The following is a 26,007-nucleotide window of genomic DNA, read 5'->3' as shown; positions in this document are numbered from 1 at the left end:
ATCAAATTTGCCCAAATGGTGCCAGCGGCGGCCGTTCGTCGATAACTTCTGGTCCGCCGATGAACCTGAAATGCCGCCGATATTGGTGTCCACAGACTTCGTCGTATGCTTTCCTAGCTTCGTTTGGGTTGTCGGTGTCCATGACCACAAGAGGGATCATGCGTTCGTCTATCAACTGCACTGAATATCGGAAGCGTGTTGGCGCTATCGGTAAATCTGCCATCACCATGTCCTCGGTTTTGCTCGCCACCATTTGCGGCAAGCGATACAGCTTTGCAAGCGCTACTGCGCCGCGATCATCGCTTTGAAGATCGCCTCGACCCGGTCACGCTCAGTCCCTTTCTTGGCGCCGCGCATCGCATAAATGCCAGCGTCTATCATCTGATATCATCTGATCGGATAAAGTCTCGATGTCGGTGGCGTAGACATAGTCGCGCCGCATGCCGATATCGACTTGCCGCACACAGCCATGGTTGACCCGGATCGGCCGGTGGTCTGCCGGCCATTTGGCTGCCGGACTGGCCTTTGCGGATTCAGAAACTTAGATGTCCTTGTGCGTCCAAGGGACGCGCCCGCCTCCAAGCTGGCAGGCGCCACGGCTAGCGATGGCTGTCCTGAGGCTTGCCGTGAGAACCCTGCTGGCTATTCGACCACCAGACAAAATACAGCGAGCCCATCTTCATGACAGGCACGCGTCGGTCGCGCTCCCGACCGCGTAACTCGCGGTAGGTTTTCATCTTCAGCGTGCCGCCCGGCAACTTGATACGCACTGCCATCGGTTCAACTCCCGTTGTGCAACGCAGCAATAGTGTGCATTGCAGCAATTAAAGACCTTCCCTCGCGGAAGAGTCAACATCTGGCCATTGACTATTTCTGGGTCGATCCACGGTACAGCCGTCGGATAACGGTTTTATGATCGAGGGGTACAACGGTTGCCGTACCGGGATCGTCCGGCGCGGTCAGCCCAACGGCTGGTCGTTGACTGGGCGGCGACGATTCCACCACCAGATAAGATATAGCGAGCCCACCTTCAGCACCGGTACGCGACGCTCACGCTCGCGGTCCCGCAACTCCCGGTATACCTTCACCTTCAAGGTGCCGCCCGGTAAACTGATACGCACCGCCATCGGCCCAACCTCATTGTGCAATGCAGCGACAAAAAGCTTCCGTGGCGGAAGAGTCAACGGCCGGGCGTTGACTATTTCTGGGACTGTTTCTGGAACAGCGTCCTTGAGCGTGCGAAGGACGCGCGGTGCCAAGATCGAGGCGCAGTCATTCTGTCCTGGTCCGCCCAGGATCTTTCATGACCGCGGGTTTTGGATCACCGTTCCGGCGGGCGCTTGGATGGGCGATCCGACATGCTGCTTGGCCACCATATGATGAAGTGATCTCCGATCTGCCAGACCGGAACTTCGCGCTTCTGCTCACGGCGACGCAGCTCGTCCTTTTTCTTGATCTTCAGAGTTCCCCCCGGAAGCCTGATCCTTATCGTCACGTGCCCTCCCGCACCTTGTGTCCCACAAGGTACGAACGATTTGCCGGAGCAGTTTCATCCCGGCTAAGCGATTTCCATCGAGGCGAGGGCACGGATGGAGCGATATTCAAACGGCCAATGCCGTCATTTGAAGAAATCCGCCATGCCCTGAATGGCCAGGAACGCATAGAGGATCGGCCCGGCGACCAGCCCGCAATAGAGGCAGAGGATCGCCGCCAGCGTCACCAGCAGCGGCTTGTCGCGGCCGACCGCGCATAGTTCCCTTTTCACCGTCCAGCGCGCCGCGGCCATTGCCGTTTCTTCGTCTTCCGACATGTGCAGATCCCCTGCGCTCATTTCACACGATCGCTTGCAAACATCAACTGCCCGTGGCCAGGCGGAAAGGAACTGTCATGAACACCGCTTTCAAGGGTGCCGCGAAGCGTCTGGACGACCTCGATTTGCCCAGGCTTGGTGCGCTGATCGGCGTCGGCGAGGACGAGATCCACGCCTTTCTCGATGTCGAGACCAGCGGCCACGGCTTCGATGCGCAGGATCGACCGATCATCCTGTTCGAGCCGCATGTTTTTTTCCGCAATCTGTCGGGGGCGGCACGGGCGCGAGCCGTCGCCGCCGGCCTCGCCTACCCGAAGTGGGGCGAAAACCCCTATCCCAGGGATAGCTATCCCAGACTCAAGGCCGCTTGCGCGATCGACGAGACAGCGGCGCTGAAATCGGCGTCGTGGGGCCTCGGCCAGGTTCTCGGCGAAAATTTCGAGGCAGCCGGCTTCCTCACCGTGCAGGCCATGGTCGAAGCCATGATGGAAGACGAGGCGCTGCAGCTTGAAGCGGCTGTCAATTTCATCGCCGAGAAACGGCTCGCCGACAAATTGCGCAATCACGATTGGGCCGGTTTCGCCAAGGGCTACAACGGCGCGTCCTACAGGAAGAACGCCTACGACACCCGCCTTGCCGACGCCTATCGCAAATGGTCGCGCATCAAGGACACGCCTTGGCCGCCCGCGGCCTCTCCCGCGGTTCCCCAGCCAGCACCTATCCCGGCCCCTCAGTCGCCAAAGCCCGCCGCGCCGCCCGTAGCGGCTCCCGTGCCTATGGCAAAGCAAGGCTTCTGGACCGCGCTCCTCAATCTCATCCTCAAACTGTTCGGAAGGAAATGAACCATGGCTCGCTATTCGAAATTCATCGTCGCAGTCGCCGGCATTGGCGTGCTGATCGGCCTTCAGCAGTTTCGGGTCGAGATCCCCGGCCTCGGTGATGTGGTGCGAGACCTGATCGTCGGTGCCCTTGTGGCCGGCGGCGTTTATCGCATCCCGAACCAGGGCGCGTGACATGGAAGGCCGGGTTGAACTGATCACCGCCTACCTCCGCCAATCCTGGCCGCCGCTCGTCGTCGGCGCGGTCGCCGGCTTAATCCTTGGGCTGCTGTTATGAGCGCGCTCCTCGCAATCCTGTCGGCGCTTGCCGGCAACGAGACGATCATGGCGATCTTCGCCGCGCTCGCCGGCGGCATCGGGCTCTACGTTGCCGGCGGGGTCGACCGGGCGAGAAAGGATGCGGCGAGGCAAGCTGCGGAAAAACTCGCCGCCGCCGAGGACCGCCTCGAAATGGACCGCGAGGCGACCGATGCCGAGCGCTCGGCGCGCGACCTGCCGGACGAAGCGGCGCGGCGGGAGGCGATGCGATGGGCAAGGCGCTGATGATCGGCCTGCTGGTTGGGGGCTTGTTGCTCGCCGGATGCACGACGCCGGGTTCGGTCGGCAATCCGCGCCAGGTCTGGTGCGACCATAACCAGCCGCGACGCTCGTCCGCTTCCGTCGTCGCGGCGATGACGCGGCCCGAGCTCGACGAGATGAATGCCTACAACGGGAAGGGCGCCAGATGGTGCGGGTGGACGCCATGATGCAGGAGCTTCTCGATACGCTCGGCATCAAGGCGCCTGTGCTGGTCGCCGGCCTTTCCGGCGGCATTTTGCGGGCCTTGTCGCGCCACCGCTACAAAGTCCGCGAGATGGTGGCGTCGCCGATCTGCGGCGCGCTGGCGGCGGCATATCTCACGCTCCCCGTAGTGCATTATTTCCGCGCCACGGGCCTGCCTGTTCCGGGCGACGACACCACGACGCTGGCCGCGGCGTTCCTGATCGGCGTCTCGGCGATGTGGATCTCGGACATCGTGTTCGAGGTGATGGTGCGGCGGTTCAAGCCGAGGAGGGAGGAGTGAAATCGTGCCCGGCGGAAGTCTAACGCATGTCGCGTATGAAGGAATTCATGCGATGGGATTGTTTCTTTGCATGTCGCCGTCGCAAATTCACTGCGTATTTTTTGCATGACGGCATTAAGATTCGCTGCTTGAGTAAACCTCATGGCAATTGGCAACGGCCTATTGACAGAGCTGGATCCAAAAGCCAATTTTACGATGTAACGAGGAGAGGGCTCATGAAGAAAACCTACGAAAAGCCGACGCTCGTCAAGAAGGGCAAGCTCGCGGCAATTGCCGCCGCGGTGGTGTCAAGTGAACCGGAAGTACCGCCGCCGGCGGAGTGAAATCCATTTTTTTGAAAGCCCGCCACACCGAGAGGTGTGGCGGGCTTTTTCGTTTTTGGCGCTCGGTTCGACGATCAAGGTCACGAGTTTGTTGCTCCACCGTCAACCTTGCGGAACCACGAGGGACGGTGCGAGTTAGGCACGATGAATCTCATGGATGCCGCTCATGCCGACTCGCCCAATCGTCTTGACAGCCGCCGGAGCGATCCTGTTTGCCGTCACAAGCATGGCTTACGCCCGCCCGGACACCCGCACCATGACGTGCGAGCAGACGCAGCTTCTGATCCAGAGCCGTCACGCGGTCGTGCTGACCACTGGCCGCAACACCTGTGACCGATATGTCCGTCAATTCTGCAACGAATGCGGCTGGCCGGAGGTGCCAACCGCCGCCTATGTCAGGACACGTGACGGCCAGTGCCTGGTCCATCGCTGCGAGGAACCGGTCTTCGATTTGCCGGATTGAGAAGCATTCGGCTTCGCGTCGGATGCTCTAAGTCGCTTCGACGCGCCTTCGGGCGACATATGCTAAAATCCGAAGAATTGCCGGCCGATCATATATCCAAGGGCAACGACCGCCAGGGGAAACAAAGCCGGCGCCAGCCGGCTCAGGAGAGAGCGGTTCACCGTTTCCCTGGGAATGTTCCTCTGCGCATTTCCGAGATTCTTGGTCATGGTCCGGAATAGTAGCAATCGCTGATTAACGATTCGCCAATGGCAATGTCCGCCCATAAATTGGCCAGTTTTCTTCTTGAGTGGGCTATTTGAAGGTGGCAGCAACAACAACAGCCTGTCCGACACGCTCGATCCTTGCGACGGCGTGCTGCAGCCGCCACCGACAGGCGATCAAGGTATGGCCGCGCCACCGCCGGACGAAGGCAGGACCCCGGTGATCAAGCCCGGCGAGGTGCCCGTGCAGTCGCCCAAGCAGTAGGCATCGTTTGCCTCTAAAATCGCCGGCTTCAATGCGGATGTCGCGTGGTCCTGGGGCGTATGCTCCTTGCGCTCTTGGCTTCACGCAGCGCTGTCACCGGATCGACGCCGGTCCACATCAGGCCGGTCGCCTCGGCGAAGCTGATGAATGCCCGCCGCGCCTGGTCGGCGGTCAAGTGCCCGGCGCGCGCCGCGTTGCAAGCCCGGACGGCCGTCTCGTAGATCGGACCGCGCCGCGCCGGAGACCATTCCTTTAGAAAATTCTGCATTTCAGCAAGTGACGCGATTTCGCGCTTGAAGCCGGCACCGACGGCAATTGCCACAGGGGCGTCGAACAGCGTGTCATCCATATTGGACCTCCCACATATTGGACCTCCCAGACAGGATCTCAGCGCCCTTCAATGCAGATCTGGCCAATACGGTTCCCGAGGAAGCCGATAGCGGCGGCCGGCAAATCCAATGATCAATTAGTCTCGGCTTACGGAACAAGAGAGATGCCCCGGCGTTTGCTCACAGGGTTCGCTCTTCCCGGCAGTGATGCTCTCAAAAGTCATGAATGGCGAGCCCTGCCAACAGCAACAGGAGAAGATGATGAAAATCCACCTTGCCCCTGCAGCTGCAGGGTTTGCTCTGCTGGCCGGCATAGGCGTGGCCGCCGCGGATCAGGTGATTGTCACACCCGAACAGCAGACCATTATTCGCGAACATGTGAAAAAGAATCCGCTGGCGTCGGTTAGCCTGCTGGGCGTGGAACTCAATGTCGGTTCCGCTCTGCCCGACACGGTCGAGCTCCAGCCGATCCCTGACGTGCAGTACAGATATGTGGTCGTCGACAATCGTACCGTGCTGGTCGACCCCGGCACCCGTAGAGTTGTGCAGGTCATAGACTGACCTCACCCGCCGCTCTCTCCGGAAGATAAAAGAGAGAGAGCGGCGGGCTGCCTCTGCCTGCAGGAGTGTGTGGCTTGTCTCGGGAATGAAGGAGCTATTTCCATGTTGCCGCATGTCGATTCACCCAATGTGGTCGCGGTTGTCGACAAATTGCTTGTCGAACGGGGAACTGGCCTGTTGTCGATGAAGGAGGTGATTGCAGCGGTGCGTGAGCGAACCGGAACAGAGCGCTCGGACGCGGATCTTGCGGGGCTGATCAAGAAGAAGGCGGCGTTGCTTGGCGTCGCGGTTCTATCGGACAAAGGCTGAGGCCGCCCCAAGACGCCGATCGAAATTTCAGCTAAAACAGTTGTTGCTCACGGATTTGAATCGAACCGACGGAGGCAACAGTGACGGACGAGAGGCAGGAACGCATTCGCAGGCGGGCACACGCGATCTGGGAACAGGCCGGCCGGCCCGATGGCGCGCATCAGCAGCACTGGGACCAGGCCGCCGCAGAGATCGACGGCGGGGACAGCACGCCGAAAGCGAAAGCGGCGTCCAAGAAGTCCGTTGCCGCCAAGGGCGGCAAGCCCAAGGACAGCAAGCCAAAGAAGGCGTCAACCTAGCATTCGGCACCTGGGGACATCCGATAGACGGCAGCCATTGCTGCGTTCTGCTGTCGGAATGCTGAAACATATGACGCTTCTGCCGCGGACGGAGTTCGGTCCGTGCCGCGGCAGAAGCGTGAATTGCCGGAATCCGAGTTGATCTCGGCTACTTGCCGCAATGGTTGTCGTTGACGGTCGGTGAGACCGTGCCGGCAACCCTGTTCGACGCGTCGGGTTGCGCGCCTTGCGGGTTCACCGGACAGTTTTGATCGGCATTCGAATTCCAGTTGTCGGGCGCGCCGATGATGCTGTTGGTGATCCCAAAGTCGACAGCATTAGGATCCGCGGAATTGGGATCGGCCGGGTCGATGACGACGCTTTTGTCGCTGTCAGTCCCAGCGGTGTTGCCGCCCGGTCCGTCGGCGTTCTGGGCCATGGTCGAAGCTCGGGGGTAATGAAGGTTCCCCATAAAATTCCGACCAGGAACTGCCATTCGTGATCGGTGCGCCTGCGACAAAGGCATCAGAAACAACACCGATGGCCGTCCATGCCGGGAACTGAAACCACTCACGTGCATTTCAGCAGTCATAGCAATCCGTTGGAAATCGAGCGGGCGGGGGAATATGTGAACGTCATTCAAAAAGCGGGGGGTGGGATTCCAGGGGTGCCCTCTGTCGATTTGATGCAGGCGCTGCCTGTCGCCGTCTACACCACCGACAAACAGGGCCGGATCACTTTCTTCAACGAAGCCGCGGCAGATCTGTGGGGGCACCGTCCCGTCATCGGCCGGGATCAGTGGTGCGGTTCATGGAAACTTCGCCATCTTGATGGAAGGGCAATGGCGCATGGCGAATGCCCGATGGCCGTTGCCTTGCTTGAAGAACGTGATGTTCGCTGGGGCCAGGCGATCGCCGAGCGGCCGGATGGCCAGCTCATCCCATTCAGCGCGCATCCGGTCCTGCTTCGCGACGAAGCGGGCGACGTCGTGGGCGCCATCAACACACTGCTCGATCTGCGCACGCAGACAATGGCCGATGAAGCCCGCATTCGACTTGCCGCCATTGTCGAGTCAACGATGGATGCCATCGTTTCGAAGGACATCAATGGCATCATCACCAGTTGGAACGATGCGGCGGAACACCTTTTCGGCTACACGCCTGCCGAAGCGATCGGCCGGCCGGTGACCATCCTCATTCCGCCCGGCCATCTCGAGGAGGAAGCCTCGATCATCAGCCGCATCCGCGCCGGCGAGCGCGTGCCGACCTACGAGACGATCCGCCTTCGCAAGGACGGCGCGCTCATTCCGGTGTCGCTCTCCGTCTCGCCGATCCGCGACGGCATCGGTCGGATCATCGGCGCCTCGAAGATCGCGCGCGACATCAGTTCTTCCAAGGAGAGCGAGCGGCGCATCCGTCTGCTCATGCGCGAAGTCAATCATCGCGTCAAGAATCAGTACTCGGTCATCATTTCGATGATCCGCGAGACCAGCAAGCTGACGAGCACTCCGGAGGCATTCCTGGGACAGGTGCGAGAACGCATTACGGCGCTTTCGGAATCCCACGATCTTCTGGTCAACGCCGAATGGCGCGGCGCGACGGTCGACGAACTCGTGCAGGCACAGCTCAAGGCGTTCGCGGTGCAATCCCGCGTGTCGATGACCGGACCGGCGGTCATACTCCAGCCGAACGCCGTGCAATATCTTGGCATTGCCTTCCACGAACTGGCCACCAATTCGGCCAAGTACGGAGCGCTGTCCCACCACGGCGGACAGGTCGAAATCGAGTGGGATGTGACAATCGCCGCCGACGGCGCCGACACCTTTCGCCTGATCTGGCGTGAGTTGGGCGGGCCGACCGTGGATGCGATCGCGCGACGTGGTTTCGGAACCGTCGTCCTCAAACGGGTCGCGCCCCAGGCGCTCAGCGGCACCGGATGGTTGGAGTTCGACAGGCAAGGCGTCGTCTGGACACTGGAAGCGCCATTGCGCGCTGTCGAAATATCTCTCGCCGACATTGCCGTCGGTTGAAGAATGAAATCCGGCTCGCCTTGATGGCGGCTGCCGACAAGACTGGTCGGCGCGGTTCTTGGCTAGTGCGGGCTGGATTGCCTGGCGACTTGCGGAAAATCGCCTCGTTTTCAGAATCTCCGCGGTTCAGCAGCCGATTGGGGCCATGATTAACCCGTCGGCAATGGTTGCGTGCAACGGTCAACCCCGAGGGACCACCGGGGGTATAGGCCTTGCTCATCTCAAAAAGTGATGTTCTGCCGTCGGCAGGACAGAATGCGATCTTGTCGGAGGCGCGCAAGCGCGAAATCCTGACGGATGTGCGCGAAGCGCTGTTTCGCAGCATTGCCTTGCTTGTCGCGGGCTTCTTCGTCTATCGCGGCGCCTATCATCTCGTGGTCGATCCGACCCGCCTCAACGTGCTGTTACTGACGATTTCCGAGACGTTGACCTTCATCTGGCTGCTTTTGTCGCGCCGGCCGCTGGTTCGCGACTGGAATCCGCTGACCGTGGTCGTGGCGCTGGTCGCCAGTTTTGGTTCCGGTCTCATCATACTGGAACAGGGCGTGCCCATCATCCCGCTCTATATCGCCGCGCCGCTGCAGTTCCTGGCGCTATGGTTCGTCATCTGGGGAAAGATGTCGCTGGGGCGGTCCTTCGCCATCCTGCCGGCAAACCGCGGCGTGGTCACCGGGGGTGCCTATCGATGGGTGCGGCATCCGATCTATTCCGGCTATCTTATGGGTCACATTCTTTTCCTGCTGTCGAGCTTCTCGCTCTATAATTTCACCGCCTATGCCTTGATCACCGTGCTCCAGCTGCACCGCATCCTGCGCGAGGAAGCCATCCTTGCGACGACGTCGGAATACCAGGGTTACATGCAGCGTGTTCGCTACAGGCTGTTTCCCCGGATATTCTAAAACTTCCGCGGAGCTCGTCTGTCAACATGGAAGAGTTTCAGAAAATTTTACTCTAAAATTCTTCGGTGTATTTCCCCATTGTGCACTATTGCTCCAAACAATTTTTCCGTAAAAGAAACTAGTAACCTCTCTCCAGCGTAGTAAGTCATGCAGCCTGCGATATTCTTGGTTGCTTTATGCAACTGCAACAAGGAGAGTGTTATGACTTTCAAGATCAAAACAATCACCGGCGTGTTGGCAGGTGGTGCGGTCATTTTCATGCTTTCGATACCGGCCGATGCCGGGGGCATTGGCGTCGGCGTTGGCGCCTCCGTTGGCGGCAGCGGCGGCGTCAAAGCCGGTGCCGGCGCATCGGTAGGCGGCAGGGGCGGCATCAATGCCGGCCTCGGCGCATCGGTTGGCGGTAGCGGCGGCATCAAAGCCGGTGCCGGCGCATCGGTGGGCGGCAGTGGCGGCATCAATGCCGGCCTCGGCGCATCGGTTGGCGGTAGCGGCGGCATCAAAGCCGGTGCCGGCGCATCGGTGGGCGGCAGTAATGGCATCACCGCCGGTGCCGGAGCAAAGATCGGGAACGGCGTCGCCGCCGGTGCCGGCGTCGGTGTCGGCAACGGCATCAATGTTGGTATCGGCGTGGGTATCGGCGGTATCAATCCGTCCAACCCCTCCAACCCGTCCAACCCCAGCAACCCGTCCAATCCAAGCAATCCAAGCAACCCATCCAATCCGAGCAATCCTAGCGTGCCCGGGGTCGTCGCCAACATGTCGAGCGGCCAGTTGACGAGAATGAAGAAGCGCTGCGTCGACGTGCTCGGCAGCGAAGGCACTTATGATCGTGACCTGCGCCAACTGTGCCTGCTGATCGCGCGCCGCTGATCAGATGCCATCCTGAAGGAAGTGTCGAACCAGCCGCGAGGCTTCGTCCAACACTCTCCTGGCCTCCGGTTCGTCGGAAAGCCCGCCACGCAGGTGGCGGGCTTTTTGTGTTTTGATGCACTCCTGCTTCGGCGACAAGGGCATCGGTCCCGGCATTGACATGGCTATTATTGCGCGATATTGAACAGGACTATACAGGTTCACTGAACAGGTATTCCATGGCGCGCCGCGTGGCTCTGTCATCTCCCGGAACGGGCAAGCCCGAACAGATCGCGACTGTTCTCGAACATGAGATCCGTTCCGGCGTGCTCGGTTTCGGCGACCGCCTGCAGAGTGAGAACGAGCTCGTCCAGCGCTTCTCCGTCAGCCGCAACACCGTCCGCAAGGGTCTCGAGGAATTGTCGAGCCGCGGGCTGATCACCACCAAGGTCGGCATTGGCTCGTTCGTCACCTTCGACGGCATGCCGGTCGACGACGCGGTCGGCTGGTCGCGCGCGCTCGCCAATGCCGGCGCCAATGCCGACACGCGCACGCTCAGGCTCGAAGTCATGCAGGATGCCGAACTCGCCGCCAGGCTCGGCGTCGACAGTCCCTTCTTCATCGCCGTCGACCGGGTGCGCACCAACGCCGATGACGGCCATGCTATCTCGATCGAGCGCAGCCGGCTGCCGCTGTCGCCCGAGCTGGAGGACGTGCCGCTGCGCGGCTTGCGCGAAGGCTCGCTGCACCAAACGCTGCGCGGTGCGGGGCTTGTTCCAGATCACGGCGAGGAATGGGTCGATATCGAGATGCTGAGCGCTGAGGACGCCGCCATTCTCGATTGCGCTCCCGGCGCGCCATTTCTACGGACGCGACGCTTGACCCGCGCCGCCGACGGCCGAGCCATCGAATATGTGACCAGCCTGCTTAATCCGGCGCATTTCGCCCTTCACTTGGAGTTCTGAAGATGGGGAGTTCTGAAGATGCGGGAGTTCTGAGGATGGGCGCGTTATGAGCATGATGGATGCGGCCGAGACGATCGACCGGGCGATGGGCGCGCTCATCGGCGGTGCGCTCGGCGATGCGCTTGGCATGCCAACGCAGCTCCTGTCGCCAGCCCGCATCGCCGAGCTTTACGGCCATGTCGAGGATTTCGTCGCGCCCGTCGCCGATCATCCGGTATCGAGGGGGCTGCTGGCTGGCACGATCACTGACGACACCGAACAGGCGCTGCTGCTCGGCCGCATCCTGATTGTTTCAGGCGATCGGTTCGACCACACGCGCTGGGTCAACGCGCTGCTCGACTGGGAGCGCGACGTCAAGGCGCGCGGCAGCTACGATCTGCTCGGTCCGTCGACCAAGCGCGCCATCGACGCCATCAATGAAGGCGTGCCGGCCGAGGAAGCGGGAAGTGGTGGCGACACCAATGGCGCGGCCATGCGCATCGCCCCGGTCGGCATCATGATGCCATTGGAGCCGCTCGACGCGCTGGTCGCCAAGGTTGCCGAAACCTGCCGCGCAACGCACAACACCTCGATTGCGATCGCCTCGGCCGCCGCAGTTGCGGCCGCCGTCAGCTGCGGCGTCGCCGGCGGCGACTGGCGGTCCGCCTCGGACAGTGCTGTTGCGGCAGCCAGGCGTGGCGCGGCACTCGGCCATTGGGTCACCGGCGGCGACATTGCCGCGCGCATCGACTGGGCGAGGGTCCTCGTTCGCGGCAGGCCCGTCGCCGACGGCATCCGGCTGATCACCGATCTCGTCGGCACGGGCGTTGCCAGCCAGGAATCGGTTCCGGCAGCCTTTGCTGTGCTCGAGATCGCCGGTGGCGATCCCTGGCAGGCCGCCATCATCAGCTCCAATCTCGGCGGCGACACCGACACGATCGGCGCTGTCGCCGCCGGCATGGCCGGCGCCTGCACCGGCTTTTCCCGGCTGCCGCAACAGCATATCGTCAGGCTCAAGGGCCTCGACATCGAGCAGGTGCGCGCGCTGGCCACTGATCTCGTCGCGGCACGGGTGGCCAAAGCCGGTTCCGGAAAGGATGCCGCGGCATGAGCGGGCGTCTCGTCCATATCGGCAGCGCGGTGGTCGACTATGTCTACCGCATCGACGCCTTGCCGGCGCCCGGCACGGAGAAGACAGCATCCAGCTTTGCCCAGGTTGCCGGTGGCGGCTTCAACATGATGATCGCAGCCGGCCGCACCGGCATGAAGGTCGTCTTCGGCGGCCAGCTCGGCAGCGGACCCAATGGCGATTTCCTGCGTGCTGCCTTCGCTGCCGAAGGCATCACGACACTGACGCCGGCGTCACCCGTGATGGACAGCGGCAATTGCGTCGCTATGATCAGCGGCGATGCCGAGCGCACTTTCGTCTCGTGGCCCGGCGCCGAGAGCGTGCTCAGCCTCGACATGATGGCGCCGGTCCGGGTTGCGCCGGGCGACTGGGTTTTCACTTCCGGCTATACGCTGAGCTATCCCGGCAGCCGCGACGCGCTGACCGATTGGATCGAGGCGCTGCCGGCGAATATTCCCTTCGTCTTCGACCCGACGCCGGTCATATCAGAGATTCCGCGCCCGATCCTTGAGCGGGTGCTTGCACGCACCACATGGCTGAGCTGCAACACTACGGAAGCGGCCGAGATCGCCGGTCCTGGCGACATCGAGGCCATCGCGGCGCGGCTTCTGCCCGACCACTGCCCGAAGGCGGCGGGCGTGGTCATCCGCGCCGGCGCAAAGGGCTGCTTCGTGCGGTTGGCCGGCGGCGGCGCGCAGGCCGTGCCCGGCTTCAAGGTGGCGGCAATAGACACCAACGGCGCCGGCGACACTCATATCGGCGCCTTCGTCAGCGCGCTGTCGCGCGGTGTGCCGCCCTTCGAGGCGGCTCGTTATGCCAATGCGGCGGCGGCGCTGTCGGTCACTCGCCATGGCGGGTCCTCGGCGCCGACGGATGTAGAAATCAAGACATTCCTGAGCCACATCGCCGGTTCGTCGACCGGAGCCGACGGCCGGAACCGGAAGGCCCATGCCTGACTGCCTGAAAACCTGACAAGCCCGGGAACCGGGCAAGCTAAAAGAGAGGAACGAACATGCGCATGCCCAAACTGACTGCATTGCTGACGGCGACCGCCGTCTTCACCTCCGTGTTCACGCTGGCCGCCACTGCCGCCGAAGTGCATGTGCTGAACTGGAAGGGCTACGGCGCCGATGAGCCGTGGGCGATCGCCGCCTTCGAAAAGGCGACCGGCAACAAGGTCGTCAACGACTTCTTCAATTCCGAACAGGAAATGCTGACCAAGCTGCGGACCAATCCCGGCCTCTACGACGTCGTCATGATCAACGCTGCCTTCAACGACCAGGCGATGGCGGAAAAGCTGATCCAGCCGATCGATACGTCCAAGCTGCCCAACTATGCCGATATCAGCCCGGACAAGGCGGGATCGCCGATGCTCGATCATGACGGCAAGGTCTATGGCGTGCCATGGGTGTGGGGCCTGACGGCGCTGGCGATCAACGAGAAATCCTTCGACAAGCCGCCGACCAGCATCACCGAAATGTGGAACGAGGCGCACAAGGGCCGCGTGGTCATTCGTGACGACGCTGTCGAAGCGGTCCAATTCGGCGCGATTGCCACCGGCCAGAACATCAACGATATCAAGGATATGGAAGCGGTCAAGGCGAAGCTGACCTCGCTGATGCCGCAGATCAAGACTTTTTGGAGCTCGGAGAACGATTGGAACCAGATGGTGGCTTCCAACCAGATCGACATCGGCACCTATTGGAGCGGCTCGGCCGACCGCGCCAAGACGCATTTCAAGCTGCCGGTCTCGCTGGTCATCCCGCAGGAAGGCGCCGTTGCCTGGCTCGACGCCTTTTCCATTCCGGTCGGCTCCAAGAATGTCGCCGGCGCCGAGGCCTTCATCAACTACATGATCGATCCGACATTCTATGTCGAATGGGTCACCAAGGTCGGCGCGCCGGTGTCGGCCAACACCAAGGCGGTGGAGGCCCTTCCCGAGGACGCCTTCAACCGCAAGGTGATGGGCGATCCTGATGTCGCCAAGCGCATCCAGTTCCAGGCGCCGATCACCGACGCCCAACGCGAAGCCTATCTGGCGCTGTGGCAGCAGCTTAAGGTCGACGTGAAGTAACGGCAGGCTTTTTCGGGAGGCGGGACATGGCCGGGCAGGTCGCGATCGGTTCGCGGAGCGGATTGCGATCGGCCTTGCCGTTGCTTCTTCCTGCTTATTTATGGCTGACGGTGGCGATCTTCCTGCCGCTGTCGGCCATGGTCTTCTTCTCGTTCATGACGGAGCTGCCGCTGTCGGGCAAGGCGTGGGCGTTCACGCTGGACAACTACACGGCCTTCTTCTCGCAAGGCCTTTACCTGACGTTGCTGCTGGCCTCGCTCAGGCTCGGCCTGGAGGTGACGCTGTGGTGCATCGTCATCGGCTATCCCGCGGCCTATGTGCTGGCCAAGGTGCTGAAGGGGCGCAGCCGCGAGGCGATCTTCCTGCTCGTCATCCTGCCGTTCTGGTCGAACGGGCTGGTGCGTATCTTCTCCTGGGCGATGGTGCTGCGCGAAGGCGGTATTCTCGATACGGCGCTCAACGCCGTGCTGCCGTTCAAGATCAACATCGACCTGATGTATTCCTATCCGGCGGTGATCATCGGCCTGGTGCACTCCTACGTGCCCTACATGGTGCTGACCTGCTATCTCACGCTGCAGGCCATCGACGATTCACTGATCGAGGCAGGGCGCTCGCTCGGCGCCTCGCGGTTGCAAATGCTGAAGCGGGTGATCATCCCGCTCTCGATGCCGGGGCTGGTCGCCGGCGCGGCACTCATCTTCGTGCCTGTCGTCGGCTCCTTCATGGAACCGCGCATTCTCGGCGGCCGCACCGGTACCTTCTACGGCACCGTCATCGAGGACCAGTTCGTCGCCGTGTTCAACTGGCCGCTCGGCGCGGCACTTTCCTTCATCCTGCTGGCCGTCGTGCTGGCTATTTTGGCGCTGGCCGCACCGGTGCTGCGGAGAGCCGCGTGATGGCGACGACGCGCATTCTCGAATGGATCGGCCGGCTCTACATCGGGCTGCTGCTCGCCTTCCTCTATCTGCCCATCATCATCATGGCGCTGATGTCGTTCAACGCCTCGCCCTTCTACCAGTTGCCCTTCGAGTGGACGACCGAGTGGTATGCCTCGCTGTGGCAGAACGACCAACTGATCTCGGCGACATGGAACAGCCTCGAAATCGCGATCATCACCACCGTCATTAGCGTTGTGCTTGGTTCGGCGGCATCGCTGGCGCTCTACCGCTACGACTTCCCAGGCAAGAAATTCCTGCAGGCGCTGTTGTTTCCGCCGATCGCCATTCCGTGGTTGATCACCGGCACGGCGATGCTGATCTTCTTCTTCGGCGTCGGCATCGGGCGTGGCCTGTTTGCCATCCTGCTCGGCCATGTCGCCTTGGCGCTGCCCTATGTCATCGTCGTCGTCTCGGCCCGGCTGCAGACCTTCGCACCGGAACTGGAAGAAGCGGCGCGCTCGCTCGGCGCCAACCAGTGGCAGGTGACGCGGCGCGTGACCTTGCCTTGGATCATGCCGGGCGTCATCGCCGGCGGGCTTTTCGCCTTCGCCGTGTCGTTCGACCAGTTCGTGGTTTCCTACTTCCTGTCGACGCCTGGCCAGACGACGCTGCCCGTCGAAATCTACGCGGCGATCCGCAAGGGTTTTACGCCGGAGATCAACGCGGTCTCGACCATCATCATCGTCGTGTCGATGGCGCTGATGCTGCTCACGGCACGCTTCTTCAAATTCGGCGGAGAGAAATAATGGCCGGCGTGCAAGTATCGAACGTGTCGCGCAGTTTTGGAGCGCACAAGGCGCTGGACGATGTCTCGATCGATTTCGCCGATGGCGGTTTCTACGCGCTGCTCGGGCCGTCGGGCAGCGGCAAGACCACGTTGCTCAGGCAGATCGCCGGCTTCGATTTTCCCGACTCCGGCCGCATCGCGATCGGCGGCGAAAGCGTCGAGCGGGTGCCGGTGGAGAAGCGGCGCATCGGCATGGTGTTCCAGAACTATGCGCTGTTCCCCAACATGAGCGTCGCCGACAATGTCGCCTTCGGGCTGTCGGTGCGCGGCGAAGCCAAGGCGGTGATTGCCGCCGAGGTGCAGCGCGCTCTTGACCTCGTGCAACTCGGCAAGCTCGGCGGTCGTCGGCCGCACCAATTGTCCGGCGGCCAGCGCCAACGCGTCGCGCTGGCGCGCGCCATCGTCACCAAGCCGCGCGTGCTTTTGCTCGACGAGCCATTGGGTGCGCTCGACAAGGCGCTGCGCGTCGACATGCAGATCGAGTTGAAACGCATCCAGCGCGAGATCGGCATTACCACCATCTTCGTCACCCACGACCAGGAAGAGGCGCTGACGATGAGCGACCGCATCGGCATATTGCGCGACGGCCGGCTGGTGCAGGAGGGGCCGCCGGAGGAGATCTACGACAGCCCGAAGAGCGAGTTCGCCGCGACCTTCCTCGGCGATGCCAATATCTTGCGCGGCGACAGCACAGGCAACGGCATCCGACTGGCCGACGGCACGACGATCGCCGCCGGGGCTGGCGTGTCGCTCGCCGCAGGGACCAAGGCGAGCTGCGCCGTGCGACCCGAACGCATCCGCATCGCCACCGATGCCGGAAGTACGGTCCAGGCCAATGGCAATGTGCTGCGTGGCCAGGTCTCCAAGCGCATCTTCGCCGGCAACAACAGCACCTATTTCGTCGAACGCGACGGCCAGACGCTCAAGGTCATCGTGCAGAACACCGGCATCGAGCGGCTGGCGGAAGGGCAGGATGTGATGCTCAGCTGGTCGCCAGAGAGCACGGTGCTGATCGCTGCGAGCTGAGGTCAGGCTGCCGGACTTGCCAGCCGGTCCGCAATCGGGGAGAGCTTTGTCGTGCGGAAAGCGAAACAGCCGATGACACTTGAACTGAGTGCGCGAGACCAGTCGATGCTGCAGGGCGAGCAGGGGCCGGCCGCGGCTGCCGCGATGAAGATACTGGCCGCCTTTTCGAAGGCGGTCGGCGCGCCGAAGCTGCTCGACATTGCCGGTGCTCATATCGATGGCTGTCTTTATCACGGCCAGGCCAGCCTTGATTTCGTCGAAAGGCTGGTCGAGGGCGGCGGCCACGTCCAGGTGCCGACGACGCTGAATGTCGGCTCCTTCGATCTCATCCATCCCGGATTGGTGAAGATGCCGCCGTCGCAAGAGGCGCCGGCGCGGCGCCTGATGAAGGCGCATCTGGAACTAAGCTGCCAGGCGACCTTCACCTGCGCGCCATACCAGACGCGGTTCCGGCCCAGCTTTGGCGAGCAGATCGCCTGGGGTGAGTCCAACGCCATCGTCTTTGCCAATTCGGTGATCGGGGCGCGGACCAACCGTTATGGCGATTTCATCGATTTGTGCTGCGCGATGACCGGACGCGCGCCGGCATGGGGCCTGCATTTAAGGGAAAACCGGCGTGGCCAGGTCCTGTTCGAGTTGATCGATTCTGACCTAGAACCGAGCGACAGTCTGTTCGTCGCCGTCGGGCTGATCATCGGGCAAGCGAGTGGCGATCGCATCCCGGTGATCTCGGGCTTGCCAAGACCGCGCGACGAGGACCAGCTAAAGGCGCTTGGCGCCGCCGCGGCGACGACCGGCGCTGTGGCGCTGTTCCATGCGGTCGATATCACGCCGGAAGCAAACACTCTCGAAGAAGCGTTTCATGGCATGGCGCCAGAGGAGACAATCCGCATCACGCGTGCCGACCTCGACGATGCGCTGGCCAGGCTATCGAGCGTAGCCGACGGCGCGCCTCTGGCGGCCGTGTCGCTGGGCACGCCGCATTTCTCGCATGACGAATGGATGCGGCTGTTGCCATTGTTGCGAAAGGTCGCGCCGGGCAGGGGCATTCCGATCTATGTCAACACCGGGCGCGCGACGCTGACGCGTTTGCAGGATGAGGGGGCGCTGGCCGGCATCGAGGCGTTCGGACTTATTCCAGTCGCCGACACCTGCACCTACGTCACCGCGATCATCGAGCGGCTCGACGGCGTGGTGATGACCAATTCCGGCAAATGGGCGCATTATGCGCCCGGCAATATCGGCGTCTCGGTGGCCTTCGGCGACATGGCGGACTGCATCCGCTCTGCCGCGGCCGGCCATGTCGTGCGAGGCACGCAATGAGCGGGCAGGACAGGCGAGCCCTGGACAGAACTGGCATTTTCCAGCTTGTCGGCGAGGCGCAAGGCTCTGCGCTGGTGCTGTCGCAAGCGCTCAGTTTCTGGGGCGGCGTCGATGCCGAGACCGGCGACATCATCGACCATTCGCATCCGGCTCTAGGCAGCAATGTCGCCGGACGGATCCTGGTCATGGCGAGTGGGCGTGGCTCGTCGTCCTCCTCGTCGGTTCTTGCCGAGGCGATCCGCAAGGGCACGGCGCCGGCCGGTATCATCCTGGAGCGGCCGGACCCGATCCTCGCCGTCGGCGCCATCGTCGCCGAATTCCTCTACGACATCCGCATGCCGCTGGTCGTCTGCGACACATCAGGCATTGTCTCCGGCGACCGGATCGCCATCGGCACTAACGAGGACGCGCAAGCGATAGTGAGCCGAACCTAGCCGGCCACCGCGAATAGGCCGCCCGATTGAGAGGACTCGTTCAGATCTCCGGGATGCTTTCCCTGAAGATCACCTGCAGCCGCGGCTGGTGCAGTTCGTAGGACAAGCCCCTGACCGCATGGCTCAGGATATTGAGCGCCTCGCGTGCCTCGACGCGCGGGTTCTGGTCGATGACGGCGTCGAGCGTGCCGTCGAGCAGAAGGTCCTTGGTGCCTTCCGTCACCTCGTGGCCGAGGAAGACCGTTGAAAGCGCACGGCCGCGCTCCTTGAGCGCCCTGGCAATGCCGGTGTTGCCGGCGCCGACATTGTAGATCGCGGCGAGGTCGGGATGCCGGTCCAGCAGGGCCGATGCTTCCGAATAGGCCTTTTCCCGATCGTCGAGCATTTCGCGCATCTCGACGATCTCGAGATTGGGCGATTCCTCCGTCAGTATGTGGCGGAACCCCATCTCGCGCTCCTCGTGGCCACGATAGGAGAGCGAGCCGGCGAACAGCGCGACCTTGCCCGGCCGGCCAGCGCCCATGAAGCGATTGAGCAGATAGCCGGCCAGCCGGCCGGCGGCGCGGTTGTCGATGCCGATATAGGCGACCCTCGGCACATGCAGGATGTCGGAGGCGATGGTGACGACCTTGACGCCGCTGGCCGACAGCGAGCGAATCGCCTCGCGGACCGTCGGATGGTCGAGCGCGATAACGCCGACGCCTTGCGTCTGGCCGTGCAGATCCTGCAGCAGCCGGGCTAGCCGGTCCGGATTGAAGCCTTCGATCGTGGCGACGCGCACATCGAGATCGGGTCGCGACTGCGCCTGCGCCTCGATGTGACGGTGCAGCATCTTGATGAAGGAGTTGGTGCCGGCGGGCAAGGCGAAGTCGAGCCGTATGACATCGCCGGGGAGCGCGTTGCGCGGGGTAGGGCCGTTCGAATTCTCGGCGATGTAGCCAAGCCGCTGCGCCATCTCGAGCACGATTTCACGCGTGCGCGCCCGAACGCCGGGGCGGTTGTTCAGCACACGGTCGACCGTGGCGGCGGAGACGCCAGCTTCGCGGGCTATGTCTGTCAGGGTGGACCGCACAGTCGACTACCTCATTGCCAGCATCAAAATCGCGCAAATTTCGATCGAACCCGGAGAACGGCTCATCACCGGCAGCGATTCTGATGGGAAATGATGTAACCGGCCTTGGCCGATGCGCAAGCCACCGGGCTAAACCAAATCGCCAGCCAGCGTGGAAAAGAGCTCGATCCGTGTTGAATTCCCTCAAATCCAAGCAATAGGTGCGATGCGACAACCTCGATAGACTGCATTCTCTCCCTCATTTGCGATGTTGTGACGTGTTTTGATTATTTATGATGTTGACAGGCTTCGTATCCTGCCGTCAATATCCATCATAGGGCCGTGGAGGAACAGGGCCCTAAGGGAGGACTTCCAATGTCAAATTTGATCCGCATGTCGCGGCGCCGTTTGCTGGCGTCCGGTGGAAAGGCGGCCGTGTTCATGGCCGCGGCAGGTATTGCCCCGCAATTCATCCGTCCAGGCCGCGCCTATGCGGCCGATGCGCTGGCGCCCGGCATGATCGGCGGCCCGACGGGCTTCGACGGCTCGGAGCGCTATCAGTATGGCCCGGATACGCCGGAAGGCCGCGCCATCGAGGCGGTCAAGGCGATGAAGGGCGCCGGCAAGGCGCCGGCCAAGATCGTGCTTGGCCTGTCCGACGGTTCGATCGGCCAGTTGACGCAGCCGTTCCCGGCCGGCGCGCCATCGATCAAGGATCTGTGGGAAAAGGAAACCGGCATTCCGCTTGAAATCGTCGGCGTGCCGAACGGCCAGGAATTCACCAAGACGATGCAGGACATCTCCACCAAGGGTGGGGCCTATGACATCTATGCTGTCGAGTGGAACCGCCTTGGCGACCTCGCCGAAACCGGCGGCATCCTCAAGCTCGATGACTTCGTCGCCCAGCACAAGCCGGAATGGGACGATCCCGAGCGCGGCTATGTCAACGGCGCCAAGGGTGTTTCGCTGCTCAACCAGTATCGCGGCTCGACCTATGGCGTGTCGCTGGACGGCGATTTCCAGACCTGGGTCTACCGCACGGACCTGTTCGGCGACGAGGCCGAGAAGAAGGCCTTCAAGGACAAATACAGCTACGACCTTGTGCCGCCGAAGACCTGGAAACAGCATGGCGACATCGCAGCCTTCTTCCAGCGTCCGGACAAGGGCCTGTTCGGCTCGACCGATCTGCGCAACCAGGGCTGGGGCTACACCAACTGGTACCAGCGCTACGTCTCGATGGCCTCGCCCAACCAGTTCCTGTTCGACGACACCGGCAAGCCGCTGATCAATTCGGAACAGGGCATCGCGGCCACGACGGAATATGTCGATTCGCTTTCGCATCATTCGCCGGATGCGATCTCGTGGGGCTGGCCGGAACAGTACGGTAATTTCGCCAAGGGCGGTGCTGCCATGACCTGCGCCTTCTCCAACCTGCCGAAGTTCCTCGACAATGCCGGCAACAAGGATTCAGCTGTCACCGGCAAGATCGGCTCGATGCTGCCGCCCGGCCGCGAAATCGACGGCAAGCTGATCAGCCGTTCGGTGTTGTGGCTCAATTTGTCGGCTTCGGTGTCCTCGCAGGCCAAGCATCCGGAGGCCTGCTATCTCTTCCTGCAGTGGCTGGGATCGAGCCGCATCTATGCCTGGATGACGGCCAATCCGGGCGGCTATTTCGATCCGTTCCGGCTGTCGGATTTCTCCGATCCGCTGGTCCGCCAGACCTATCACGCCTACCACATGGATATGGTGCGCGAGACGGTCGCCCGCACCGTGCCGACCATCAACTATCCCGGCGCCACCGCCTTCCACAATGCGCTGGACGAGAACCTCGTCGCGGCACTTACCAAGGCCAAGACGGCCGAGCAGGCGATGGCCGACACCGAGGCCGAATGGAAGAAGATCGCGCGGCGCACCGGCGAGGAGAAGCTTCTCGAAGCCATCAAGACCAACAAGGAGGCATGGCCCACCGTTCTCGATCCGATCAGCTGATCCTCCTCCCGGGATCGCAATGGAGGGGAGGAGTGATTGCTCTTCCCCTCCGCAAACGATGGTACCAGCAAAGCTGCAAGATGAAGCGTTCAATTCCCTTCGAGATATTCCGCTATGCCGCGATCTTCGCGGCCATGGCGGTAACATTGGTGCCGATCCTGTGGATGGTGTCGATGGCGTTCAAGCCGATCGCCGAATGGTCGGCGACCGGCGCCGACCTGACCTGGTGGCCGAAGAACCCGACGCTCAGCAATTTCCGCTTCGTCTTCGGTGAATCGACCAACAACCTCATCGTCGCGCTCGACCGCACGGCAATGAAACCGATCGTCTCGTCGCTGCTGTCGGCGGTGTTCGGCACGGCGATCGCGATGTCGGCCGGCACCGCCGCGGCTTATGGGCTGTCGCGCTTCGGCTCGGGCCAGAACCTGCCGCTGGCGCTGATCCAGCTTCGTCTGTTTCCGCCGATGGCGGTGATGATCCCTGTCATGATCATGTGGGCCTTCCTCAACTTCACCGACAGCTGGTGGGGGCTGTCGCTGATCTACGGCATCGTCACGCTGCCCTTCGCCTTCTGGCTGATGAAGACCTTTTTCGACGACATGCCGCGCGAGATCGAGGAGGCGGCGCTCGTCGAGGGCTGTTCGCGGTGGCGCGTCTTCACCCGCATCACGTTGCCGATGATGCGCGCGCCGCTGGCAAGTGCCGCACTTTTCGTCTTCATCCTCAACTGGTCGGACTATCTGATCGCGCTGCTTCTGACGACGCGCGAATGGGTGACGATCCCGGTCTACATGGCCTCGCTGTCGTCCTCGATGACCGGACAGCTCTATGGCGCCAAGGCAGCCCTTGGCCTCATTGCCGCGGTGCCGCCTGTCATCATGGGCATCGCCATCCAGCGCCATCTGGTGCGCGGGCTGACCTTCGGAGCGCTCAAGCAATGAGCGCGGTGACTGCCACGATTTCGGAGGACGTGATGAAAACCGTCCAGGCAAAGCCGGCCCTGCGGGACGAAGGGGCAAAGCTCGGCTTCCGGCTGACATTGCCGGCGCAGATCCTGGTGCTGTTCATCGCCGTCTTCCCGCTCTTGATGCAGCTCTACATCAGCCTCACCGACTGGTCGCCGCTGTCCGGCCTCGGTTGGTGGAACGCCTGGTCGCTGTGGAACAATTTCGCCAACTACACCGACCTTGCCGTCGACGCGCGCTTCTGGAGCGCGCTGAAGCGCACGGCCATCGTCATGATCGTCTGCGTGCCGGCGGAATTCCTGATGGGCCTCGCGCTCGCCACGCTGTTTGCCGACGAGTTTCCGGGCAAGCGGATCTTCTACTCGATCCTGCTGATGCCGATGATGGTGGTTCCGGCGGTGGCCGGCTACATGTTCTTCATGCTGTTCCAGTCGGGCGGCCCGGTTAACGACATCCTGTCGGCGCTATCAGGCTTTCCCGTCACCATCGCCTGGCTCTCCGACCCGACGCTGGCGCTGATCGCGGTGATGGTCGCCGACATCTGGCAGTGGACGCCCTTGATGTTCCTCATCCTGCTTGCCGGCCTGGTCGGCGTGCCGGAGGACCAGATCAAGGCGGCGACGCTGCTCGGGGCCAATCCCTGGCAGCGCTTCATCACCATCGTGCTGCCGAAGATGAAGACGATCATCATCATCGCCCTGGCGATCCGGGTGATCGAGAACTTCAAGATCTTCGACACGCTCTACATCATGACCGGCGGCGGCCCCGGTGTCGCCACCGAAACGATCTCCGTCTACATCTACAAGCTCACCACGCAGGACCTGATCTGGGGCTATGTGGCGGCGATCGCGCTGGCCATATTGATCGTGCTGTCGATCGCCGCGGTGTTTGCGATGAAGCGCATGGCCGCGGCCAGGCAGGAGGCGTGAGATGAGCGCCATCCATCTGCAGAACCTGGTCAAGAAATTCGGCGATTTTACCGCGCTGAAGACGATGGATCTCGCCATTGCCGACGGCGAGTTCATGGCGCTGCTCGGGCCGTCGGGCTGCGGCAAGTCGACGACGATGAACATGATCGCCGGCATGGAGGAGCCGACCAACGGCAAGATCCTGTTTGGCGAGCGCGACATGGCCGGCGTGCCGATGGGACGGCGCGGCGTCGGCTTCGTCTTCCAGAACTATGCGATCTTCACCCATATGACTGTGCGCCAGAACCTCGCCTACGGCCCGAGGATGCGTGGCGCCGCGAAAGCCGAGATCGACCGCCGCGTTGGCGCCATTGCCGAAATGCTGCAACTGACGTCGCTGCTCGATCGCAAAGCCGACCGGCTGTCGGTCAACATCTTGCAGCGCGTGGCGATCGGCCGCTCGGCGATCATGGAGCCGGCGATCTTCCTGCTCGACGAGCCGCTATCGAATGTCGACGCGGCCTTCCGGGCGGTCATGCGCACCGAGCTCAAGCAGTTGCAGCGCCAGTTCAAGCAGACCATGGTCTATGTCACCCACGACCAGCTCGAAGCCATGACCATGGCCGACCGCATCGCGGTGATGGACCACGGCGTGTTGCAGCAGGTCGGCACGCCGCTCGAGGTCTACAACAATCCGGCCAATGTCTTCGTCGCCCGCTTCATCGGGTCGCCGGGCATGAACCTGCTGAAGGGCAGGCCCGCGGAAAGCGACCGTGGCCTGGTGATCGATCTCGGGCCGCTGGGCGTCACGCCACCCTTGCCGGACGATCTCGCCCCGGCGGTGAGGGCCGCGCGCGGAGATGTGCTTTACGGCTTCCGGCCGGAGCAGGTGACTCTCTCCGACCGCGGCCTTTCGATGCCGGTGAGCTTCGTCGAGCGGATCGGCGCGCGCACCATCGTCCATCTTGGCGAGAGTGAGAGCGCGGTCAAAGCGGTGTTCGAGAACGATGTCGGGCTGGCGATCGGACAGACCGCGATCGTCGCTCCGGCCGCGTCCTCGGTGCGCGTCTTCGACGCCGCCACCGGCCAAGCGATCAAGGCGGACTGAGCCATGGCCGATGTCGTCTTCCGCAACGTGACGAAACGCTATGGCGGCACGCTCGCCGTCGACGATGCCTCGTTTGCCGTCAACGACAATGAGTTCTTCTGCTTCTTCGGGCCGCCGCTGTCCGGCAAGTCGACGCTGCTGCGCCTGATACTCGGGCTGGAGGCTCCTGATACGGGCGAGATCCTGATCGGCGGCAGGCCTGTGAACGCGGTGTCGCCGGCCGAGCGCAACGTCGCCATGGTGTTCCAGAACCTGGCCCTGTTCCCACATATGAGCGCGCTGGAGAATGTGCGCTTTCCGCTGGTCGAACGCAGGGTTGCTGAGGCCGAGATCGAAAAGCGCGTCGCCGATGTCGCGGCCAAATTGCATATCGGCCATATACTGCACAAGCCGCCGGCGCAGCTTTCGGGCGGCGAGCGGCAGCGCGTGGCGATTGCCCGTGCGCTGGTGCGCGACCCGGCCGCCTATCTGATGGACGATCCGATCTCGGCGCTCGATGCACGGCTGCGCGAGGAGACGCGCGTCGAGCTCAAACGCATCCAGCGCGAGCTCGGCAAGACGCTGATCTATGTCACGCACGACCAGGAGGAAGCGATGTCGGTCGCCGACCGCATCGCTATCCTGGAGAGCGGCAAGATCAGGCAGATCGGCGCGCCGGCCGAGGTCTATGACCGCCCCGCCAGCACCTATGTGGCGCGGCTGCTCGGCTCGCCGATGATGAACATATTGAAATCGGTGCGCGGCGAGGGCGGCGTCGAGGCAGCGGAGGGCAGGATCCATATCGCGGACAAGGCTGCTCCGGCCGATGCCGTGGAGATCGGTCTCAGGCCGGAAGACATCAAGGTTCGGCCATGGTCGGATGGTGCGAGGTCGGATGGGCGCACGGGCCGCCCGGCGCGCGTGTTCGAGGTCGAGCCGCTCGGCGGCTATACCATCGTGACGCTCGCTGCCGGGCAGGCGCGCCTCAGGGCGCTGCTGCGCGGTCAGCCGGACATCAGACCGGACGCGATGGTGGCGATATCCTGCGAGCCCGGCCGGGTGCATTATTTCGGCCATGGCGGGGGAGCGCTGGCACGATGACGGCGGCTGCAAGAAACGAGCTTCGGGA

35 protein-coding genes are annotated in these 26,007 nt (G+C 62.6%); 28 read left to right on the top strand and 7 right to left on the bottom strand.

The genetic code is table 11. The annotated features are described in order from the left end of the window. Position 1: 1 nt before the first annotated feature. The 4 genes from MESS4_RS23845 to MESS4_RS23840 all read right to left on the bottom strand — a co-directional run bounded on the left by MESS4_RS23845 (position 2) and on the right by MESS4_RS23840 (position 1,810). Positions 2-223, bottom strand: coding sequence for a hypothetical protein (locus MESS4_RS23845; RefSeq protein WP_157385648.1), 222 nt, complete (start codon positions 221-223; stop codon positions 2-4). 376 nt (positions 224-599) lie between these two features. Then, positions 600-776 carry a hypothetical protein gene (locus MESS4_RS34075; protein ID WP_006336516.1) on the bottom strand — a complete coding sequence of 59 codons (177 nt, stop codon included), beginning with the start codon at positions 774-776 and terminating at the stop codon, positions 600-602. A gap of 183 nt (positions 777-959) precedes the next feature. Beyond that, a complete protein-coding gene (locus tag MESS4_RS34070) occupies positions 960-1,127 on the bottom strand; it encodes a hypothetical protein (RefSeq protein ID WP_006336515.1) in 168 nt (55 codons plus the stop codon). Between the two features lie 491 nt (positions 1,128-1,618). Continuing rightward, the gene (locus MESS4_RS23840; RefSeq protein WP_006336509.1) at positions 1,619-1,810 is read right to left on the bottom strand and encodes a hypothetical protein; all 192 of its coding nucleotides are present in this window, start codon (positions 1,808-1,810) and stop codon (positions 1,619-1,621) included. A gap of 77 nt (positions 1,811-1,887) precedes the next feature. On the opposite strand from MESS4_RS23840, the gene MESS4_RS23835 reads away from it, so the two are divergent. The 8 genes from MESS4_RS23835 to MESS4_RS23810 all read left to right on the top strand — a co-directional run bounded on the left by MESS4_RS23835 (position 1,888) and on the right by MESS4_RS23810 (position 4,966). After that, positions 1,888-2,652, top strand: coding sequence for an N-acetylmuramidase family protein (locus tag MESS4_RS23835; RefSeq protein ID WP_006336507.1), 765 nt, complete (start codon positions 1,888-1,890; stop codon positions 2,650-2,652). 3 nt (positions 2,653-2,655) lie between these two features. Continuing rightward, positions 2,656-2,823: a hypothetical protein gene (locus MESS4_RS34065; RefSeq protein WP_006336504.1), complete on the top strand. Its 168-nt coding sequence runs from the start codon at positions 2,656-2,658 to the stop codon at positions 2,821-2,823. A gap of 99 nt (positions 2,824-2,922) precedes the next feature. Then, positions 2,923-3,192, top strand: coding sequence for a hypothetical protein (locus MESS4_RS23830; RefSeq protein ID WP_006336503.1), 270 nt, complete (start codon positions 2,923-2,925; stop codon positions 3,190-3,192). Then, complete coding sequence (locus tag MESS4_RS23825) at positions 3,177-3,395, top strand: hypothetical protein (RefSeq protein WP_006336502.1); 219 nt, start codon at positions 3,177-3,179, stop codon at positions 3,393-3,395. Before MESS4_RS23830 ends, MESS4_RS23825 begins: the two co-directional genes overlap by 16 nt. Further along, a complete protein-coding gene (locus MESS4_RS23820) occupies positions 3,374-3,712 on the top strand; it encodes a hypothetical protein (protein WP_006336501.1) in 339 nt (112 codons plus the stop codon). The genes MESS4_RS23825 and MESS4_RS23820 overlap by 22 nt, the downstream gene beginning before the upstream one ends. A gap of 215 nt (positions 3,713-3,927) precedes the next feature. Then, a complete protein-coding gene (locus MESS4_RS32600) occupies positions 3,928-4,035 on the top strand; it encodes a hypothetical protein (RefSeq protein WP_006336500.1) in 108 nt (35 codons plus the stop codon). A 166-nt stretch (positions 4,036-4,201) separates the two neighbouring features. After that, positions 4,202-4,498: a hypothetical protein gene (locus MESS4_RS23815; RefSeq protein ID WP_006336499.1), complete on the top strand. Its 297-nt coding sequence runs from the start codon at positions 4,202-4,204 to the stop codon at positions 4,496-4,498. Positions 4,499-4,783: 285 nt separating this feature from the next. After that, positions 4,784-4,966: a hypothetical protein gene (locus MESS4_RS23810; RefSeq protein ID WP_006336497.1), complete on the top strand. Its 183-nt coding sequence runs from the start codon at positions 4,784-4,786 to the stop codon at positions 4,964-4,966. 28 nt (positions 4,967-4,994) lie between these two features. Here MESS4_RS23810 and MESS4_RS23805 read toward each other — a convergent pair whose 3' ends face one another. Beyond that, the gene (locus tag MESS4_RS23805; protein ID WP_006336496.1) at positions 4,995-5,315 is read right to left on the bottom strand and encodes a DUF982 domain-containing protein; all 321 of its coding nucleotides are present in this window, start codon (positions 5,313-5,315) and stop codon (positions 4,995-4,997) included. A gap of 241 nt (positions 5,316-5,556) precedes the next feature. On the opposite strand from MESS4_RS23805, the gene MESS4_RS23800 reads away from it, so the two are divergent. The 3 genes from MESS4_RS23800 (at position 5,557) to MESS4_RS23790 (ending at position 6,464) form a co-directional block, all read left to right on the top strand. Next, positions 5,557-5,856, top strand: coding sequence for a DUF1236 domain-containing protein (locus MESS4_RS23800; protein ID WP_006336494.1), 300 nt, complete (start codon positions 5,557-5,559; stop codon positions 5,854-5,856). Between the two features lie 102 nt (positions 5,857-5,958). Continuing rightward, positions 5,959-6,165 carry a hypothetical protein gene (locus tag MESS4_RS23795; protein WP_006336485.1) on the top strand — a complete coding sequence of 69 codons (207 nt, stop codon included), beginning with the start codon at positions 5,959-5,961 and terminating at the stop codon, positions 6,163-6,165. 80 nt (positions 6,166-6,245) lie between these two features. Then, positions 6,246-6,464, top strand: a complete 219-nt coding sequence (locus MESS4_RS23790; protein WP_006336484.1) for a DUF2934 domain-containing protein — start codon at positions 6,246-6,248, stop codon at positions 6,462-6,464. A 148-nt stretch (positions 6,465-6,612) separates the two neighbouring features. On the opposite strand, the gene MESS4_RS23785 is transcribed toward MESS4_RS23790, so the two are convergent. After that, on the bottom strand, positions 6,613-6,882 hold the full coding sequence (locus MESS4_RS23785; protein ID WP_006336483.1) for a hypothetical protein: 270 nt from the start codon (positions 6,880-6,882) through the stop codon (positions 6,613-6,615). Between the two features lie 228 nt (positions 6,883-7,110). Between MESS4_RS23785 and MESS4_RS23780 the strand changes: the two genes are divergently transcribed. The 12 genes from MESS4_RS23780 to MESS4_RS23725 all read left to right on the top strand — a co-directional run bounded on the left by MESS4_RS23780 (position 7,111) and on the right by MESS4_RS23725 (position 18,878). Then, on the top strand, positions 7,111-8,472 hold the full coding sequence (locus MESS4_RS23780; protein ID WP_244441195.1) for a PAS domain S-box protein: 1,362 nt from the start codon (positions 7,111-7,113) through the stop codon (positions 8,470-8,472). 263 nt (positions 8,473-8,735) lie between these two features. After that, positions 8,736-9,371, top strand: coding sequence for an isoprenylcysteine carboxylmethyltransferase family protein (locus tag MESS4_RS23775; protein ID WP_006336481.1), 636 nt, complete (start codon positions 8,736-8,738; stop codon positions 9,369-9,371). Positions 9,372-9,572: 201 nt separating this feature from the next. Beyond that, positions 9,573-10,244: a hypothetical protein gene (locus MESS4_RS23770; protein ID WP_006336480.1), complete on the top strand. Its 672-nt coding sequence runs from the start codon at positions 9,573-9,575 to the stop codon at positions 10,242-10,244. A 218-nt stretch (positions 10,245-10,462) separates the two neighbouring features. Next, positions 10,463-11,188 (top strand): GntR family transcriptional regulator, encoded by a 726-nt coding sequence (locus tag MESS4_RS23765; protein WP_006336479.1) that lies wholly within the window; start codon positions 10,463-10,465, stop codon positions 11,186-11,188. Between the two features lie 52 nt (positions 11,189-11,240). Then, positions 11,241-12,278 (top strand): ADP-ribosylglycohydrolase family protein, encoded by a 1,038-nt coding sequence (locus tag MESS4_RS23760; RefSeq protein WP_081609838.1) that lies wholly within the window; start codon positions 11,241-11,243, stop codon positions 12,276-12,278. Next, positions 12,275-13,252: a PfkB family carbohydrate kinase gene (locus tag MESS4_RS23755; RefSeq protein ID WP_006336475.1), complete on the top strand. Its 978-nt coding sequence runs from the start codon at positions 12,275-12,277 to the stop codon at positions 13,250-13,252. The genes MESS4_RS23760 and MESS4_RS23755 overlap by 4 nt, the downstream gene beginning before the upstream one ends. Positions 13,253-13,308: 56 nt before the next feature. Continuing rightward, positions 13,309-14,370, top strand: coding sequence for an ABC transporter substrate-binding protein (locus MESS4_RS23750; protein WP_006336474.1), 1,062 nt, complete (start codon positions 13,309-13,311; stop codon positions 14,368-14,370). A 26-nt stretch (positions 14,371-14,396) separates the two neighbouring features. Further along, positions 14,397-15,266 (top strand): ABC transporter permease, encoded by an 870-nt coding sequence (locus MESS4_RS23745; protein ID WP_006336473.1) that lies wholly within the window; start codon positions 14,397-14,399, stop codon positions 15,264-15,266. Then, a complete protein-coding gene (locus MESS4_RS23740) occupies positions 15,266-16,054 on the top strand; it encodes an ABC transporter permease (RefSeq protein WP_006336472.1) in 789 nt (262 codons plus the stop codon). The genes MESS4_RS23745 and MESS4_RS23740 overlap by 1 nt, the downstream gene beginning before the upstream one ends. Next, the gene (locus MESS4_RS23735; protein WP_006336471.1) at positions 16,054-17,121 is read left to right on the top strand and encodes an ABC transporter ATP-binding protein; all 1,068 of its coding nucleotides are present in this window, start codon (positions 16,054-16,056) and stop codon (positions 17,119-17,121) included. The genes MESS4_RS23740 and MESS4_RS23735 overlap by 1 nt, the downstream gene beginning before the upstream one ends. Before the next feature lie 72 nt (positions 17,122-17,193). Further along, complete coding sequence (locus MESS4_RS23730; RefSeq protein WP_036241952.1) at positions 17,194-18,444, top strand: aconitase X; 1,251 nt, start codon at positions 17,194-17,196, stop codon at positions 18,442-18,444. Beyond that, on the top strand, positions 18,441-18,878 hold the full coding sequence (locus MESS4_RS23725) for a DUF126 domain-containing protein (protein WP_006336469.1): 438 nt from the start codon (positions 18,441-18,443) through the stop codon (positions 18,876-18,878). Before MESS4_RS23730 ends, MESS4_RS23725 begins: the two co-directional genes overlap by 4 nt. A gap of 40 nt (positions 18,879-18,918) precedes the next feature. On the opposite strand, the gene MESS4_RS23720 is transcribed toward MESS4_RS23725, so the two are convergent. Continuing rightward, positions 18,919-19,950 carry a LacI family DNA-binding transcriptional regulator gene (locus MESS4_RS23720; protein ID WP_006336468.1) on the bottom strand — a complete coding sequence of 344 codons (1,032 nt, stop codon included), beginning with the start codon at positions 19,948-19,950 and terminating at the stop codon, positions 18,919-18,921. Positions 19,951-20,304: 354 nt separating this feature from the next. Here MESS4_RS23720 and MESS4_RS23715 point away from each other — a divergent pair, with 354 nt between their 5' ends. The 5 genes from MESS4_RS23715 (at position 20,305) to MESS4_RS23695 (ending at position 25,979) form a co-directional block, all read left to right on the top strand. Beyond that, positions 20,305-21,918, top strand: a complete 1,614-nt coding sequence (locus MESS4_RS23715) for an extracellular solute-binding protein (RefSeq protein WP_006336467.1) — start codon at positions 20,305-20,307, stop codon at positions 21,916-21,918. Positions 21,919-21,998: 80 nt separating this feature from the next. Next, a complete protein-coding gene (locus tag MESS4_RS23710) occupies positions 21,999-22,859 on the top strand; it encodes a carbohydrate ABC transporter permease (protein WP_006336466.1) in 861 nt (286 codons plus the stop codon). Continuing rightward, entirely contained in the window at positions 22,856-23,812 is a 957-nt protein-coding gene (locus MESS4_RS23705; protein ID WP_006336464.1) for a sugar ABC transporter permease, read from the top strand. The genes MESS4_RS23710 and MESS4_RS23705 overlap by 4 nt, the downstream gene beginning before the upstream one ends. A gap of 1 nt (position 23,813) precedes the next feature. After that, positions 23,814-24,899 carry an ABC transporter ATP-binding protein gene (locus MESS4_RS23700; RefSeq protein WP_006336463.1) on the top strand — a complete coding sequence of 362 codons (1,086 nt, stop codon included), beginning with the start codon at positions 23,814-23,816 and terminating at the stop codon, positions 24,897-24,899. Between the two features lie 3 nt (positions 24,900-24,902). Continuing rightward, positions 24,903-25,979 carry an ABC transporter ATP-binding protein gene (locus MESS4_RS23695; RefSeq protein WP_006336462.1) on the top strand — a complete coding sequence of 359 codons (1,077 nt, stop codon included), beginning with the start codon at positions 24,903-24,905 and terminating at the stop codon, positions 25,977-25,979. Positions 25,980-26,007: the final 28 nt, after the last annotated feature.

The organism is Mesorhizobium sp. STM 4661, from assembly GCF_000359125.1.
Taxonomy (GTDB): domain Bacteria; phylum Pseudomonadota; class Alphaproteobacteria; order Rhizobiales; family Rhizobiaceae; genus Mesorhizobium.
This window is presented reverse-complemented; position numbering and strand designations above follow the sequence as displayed.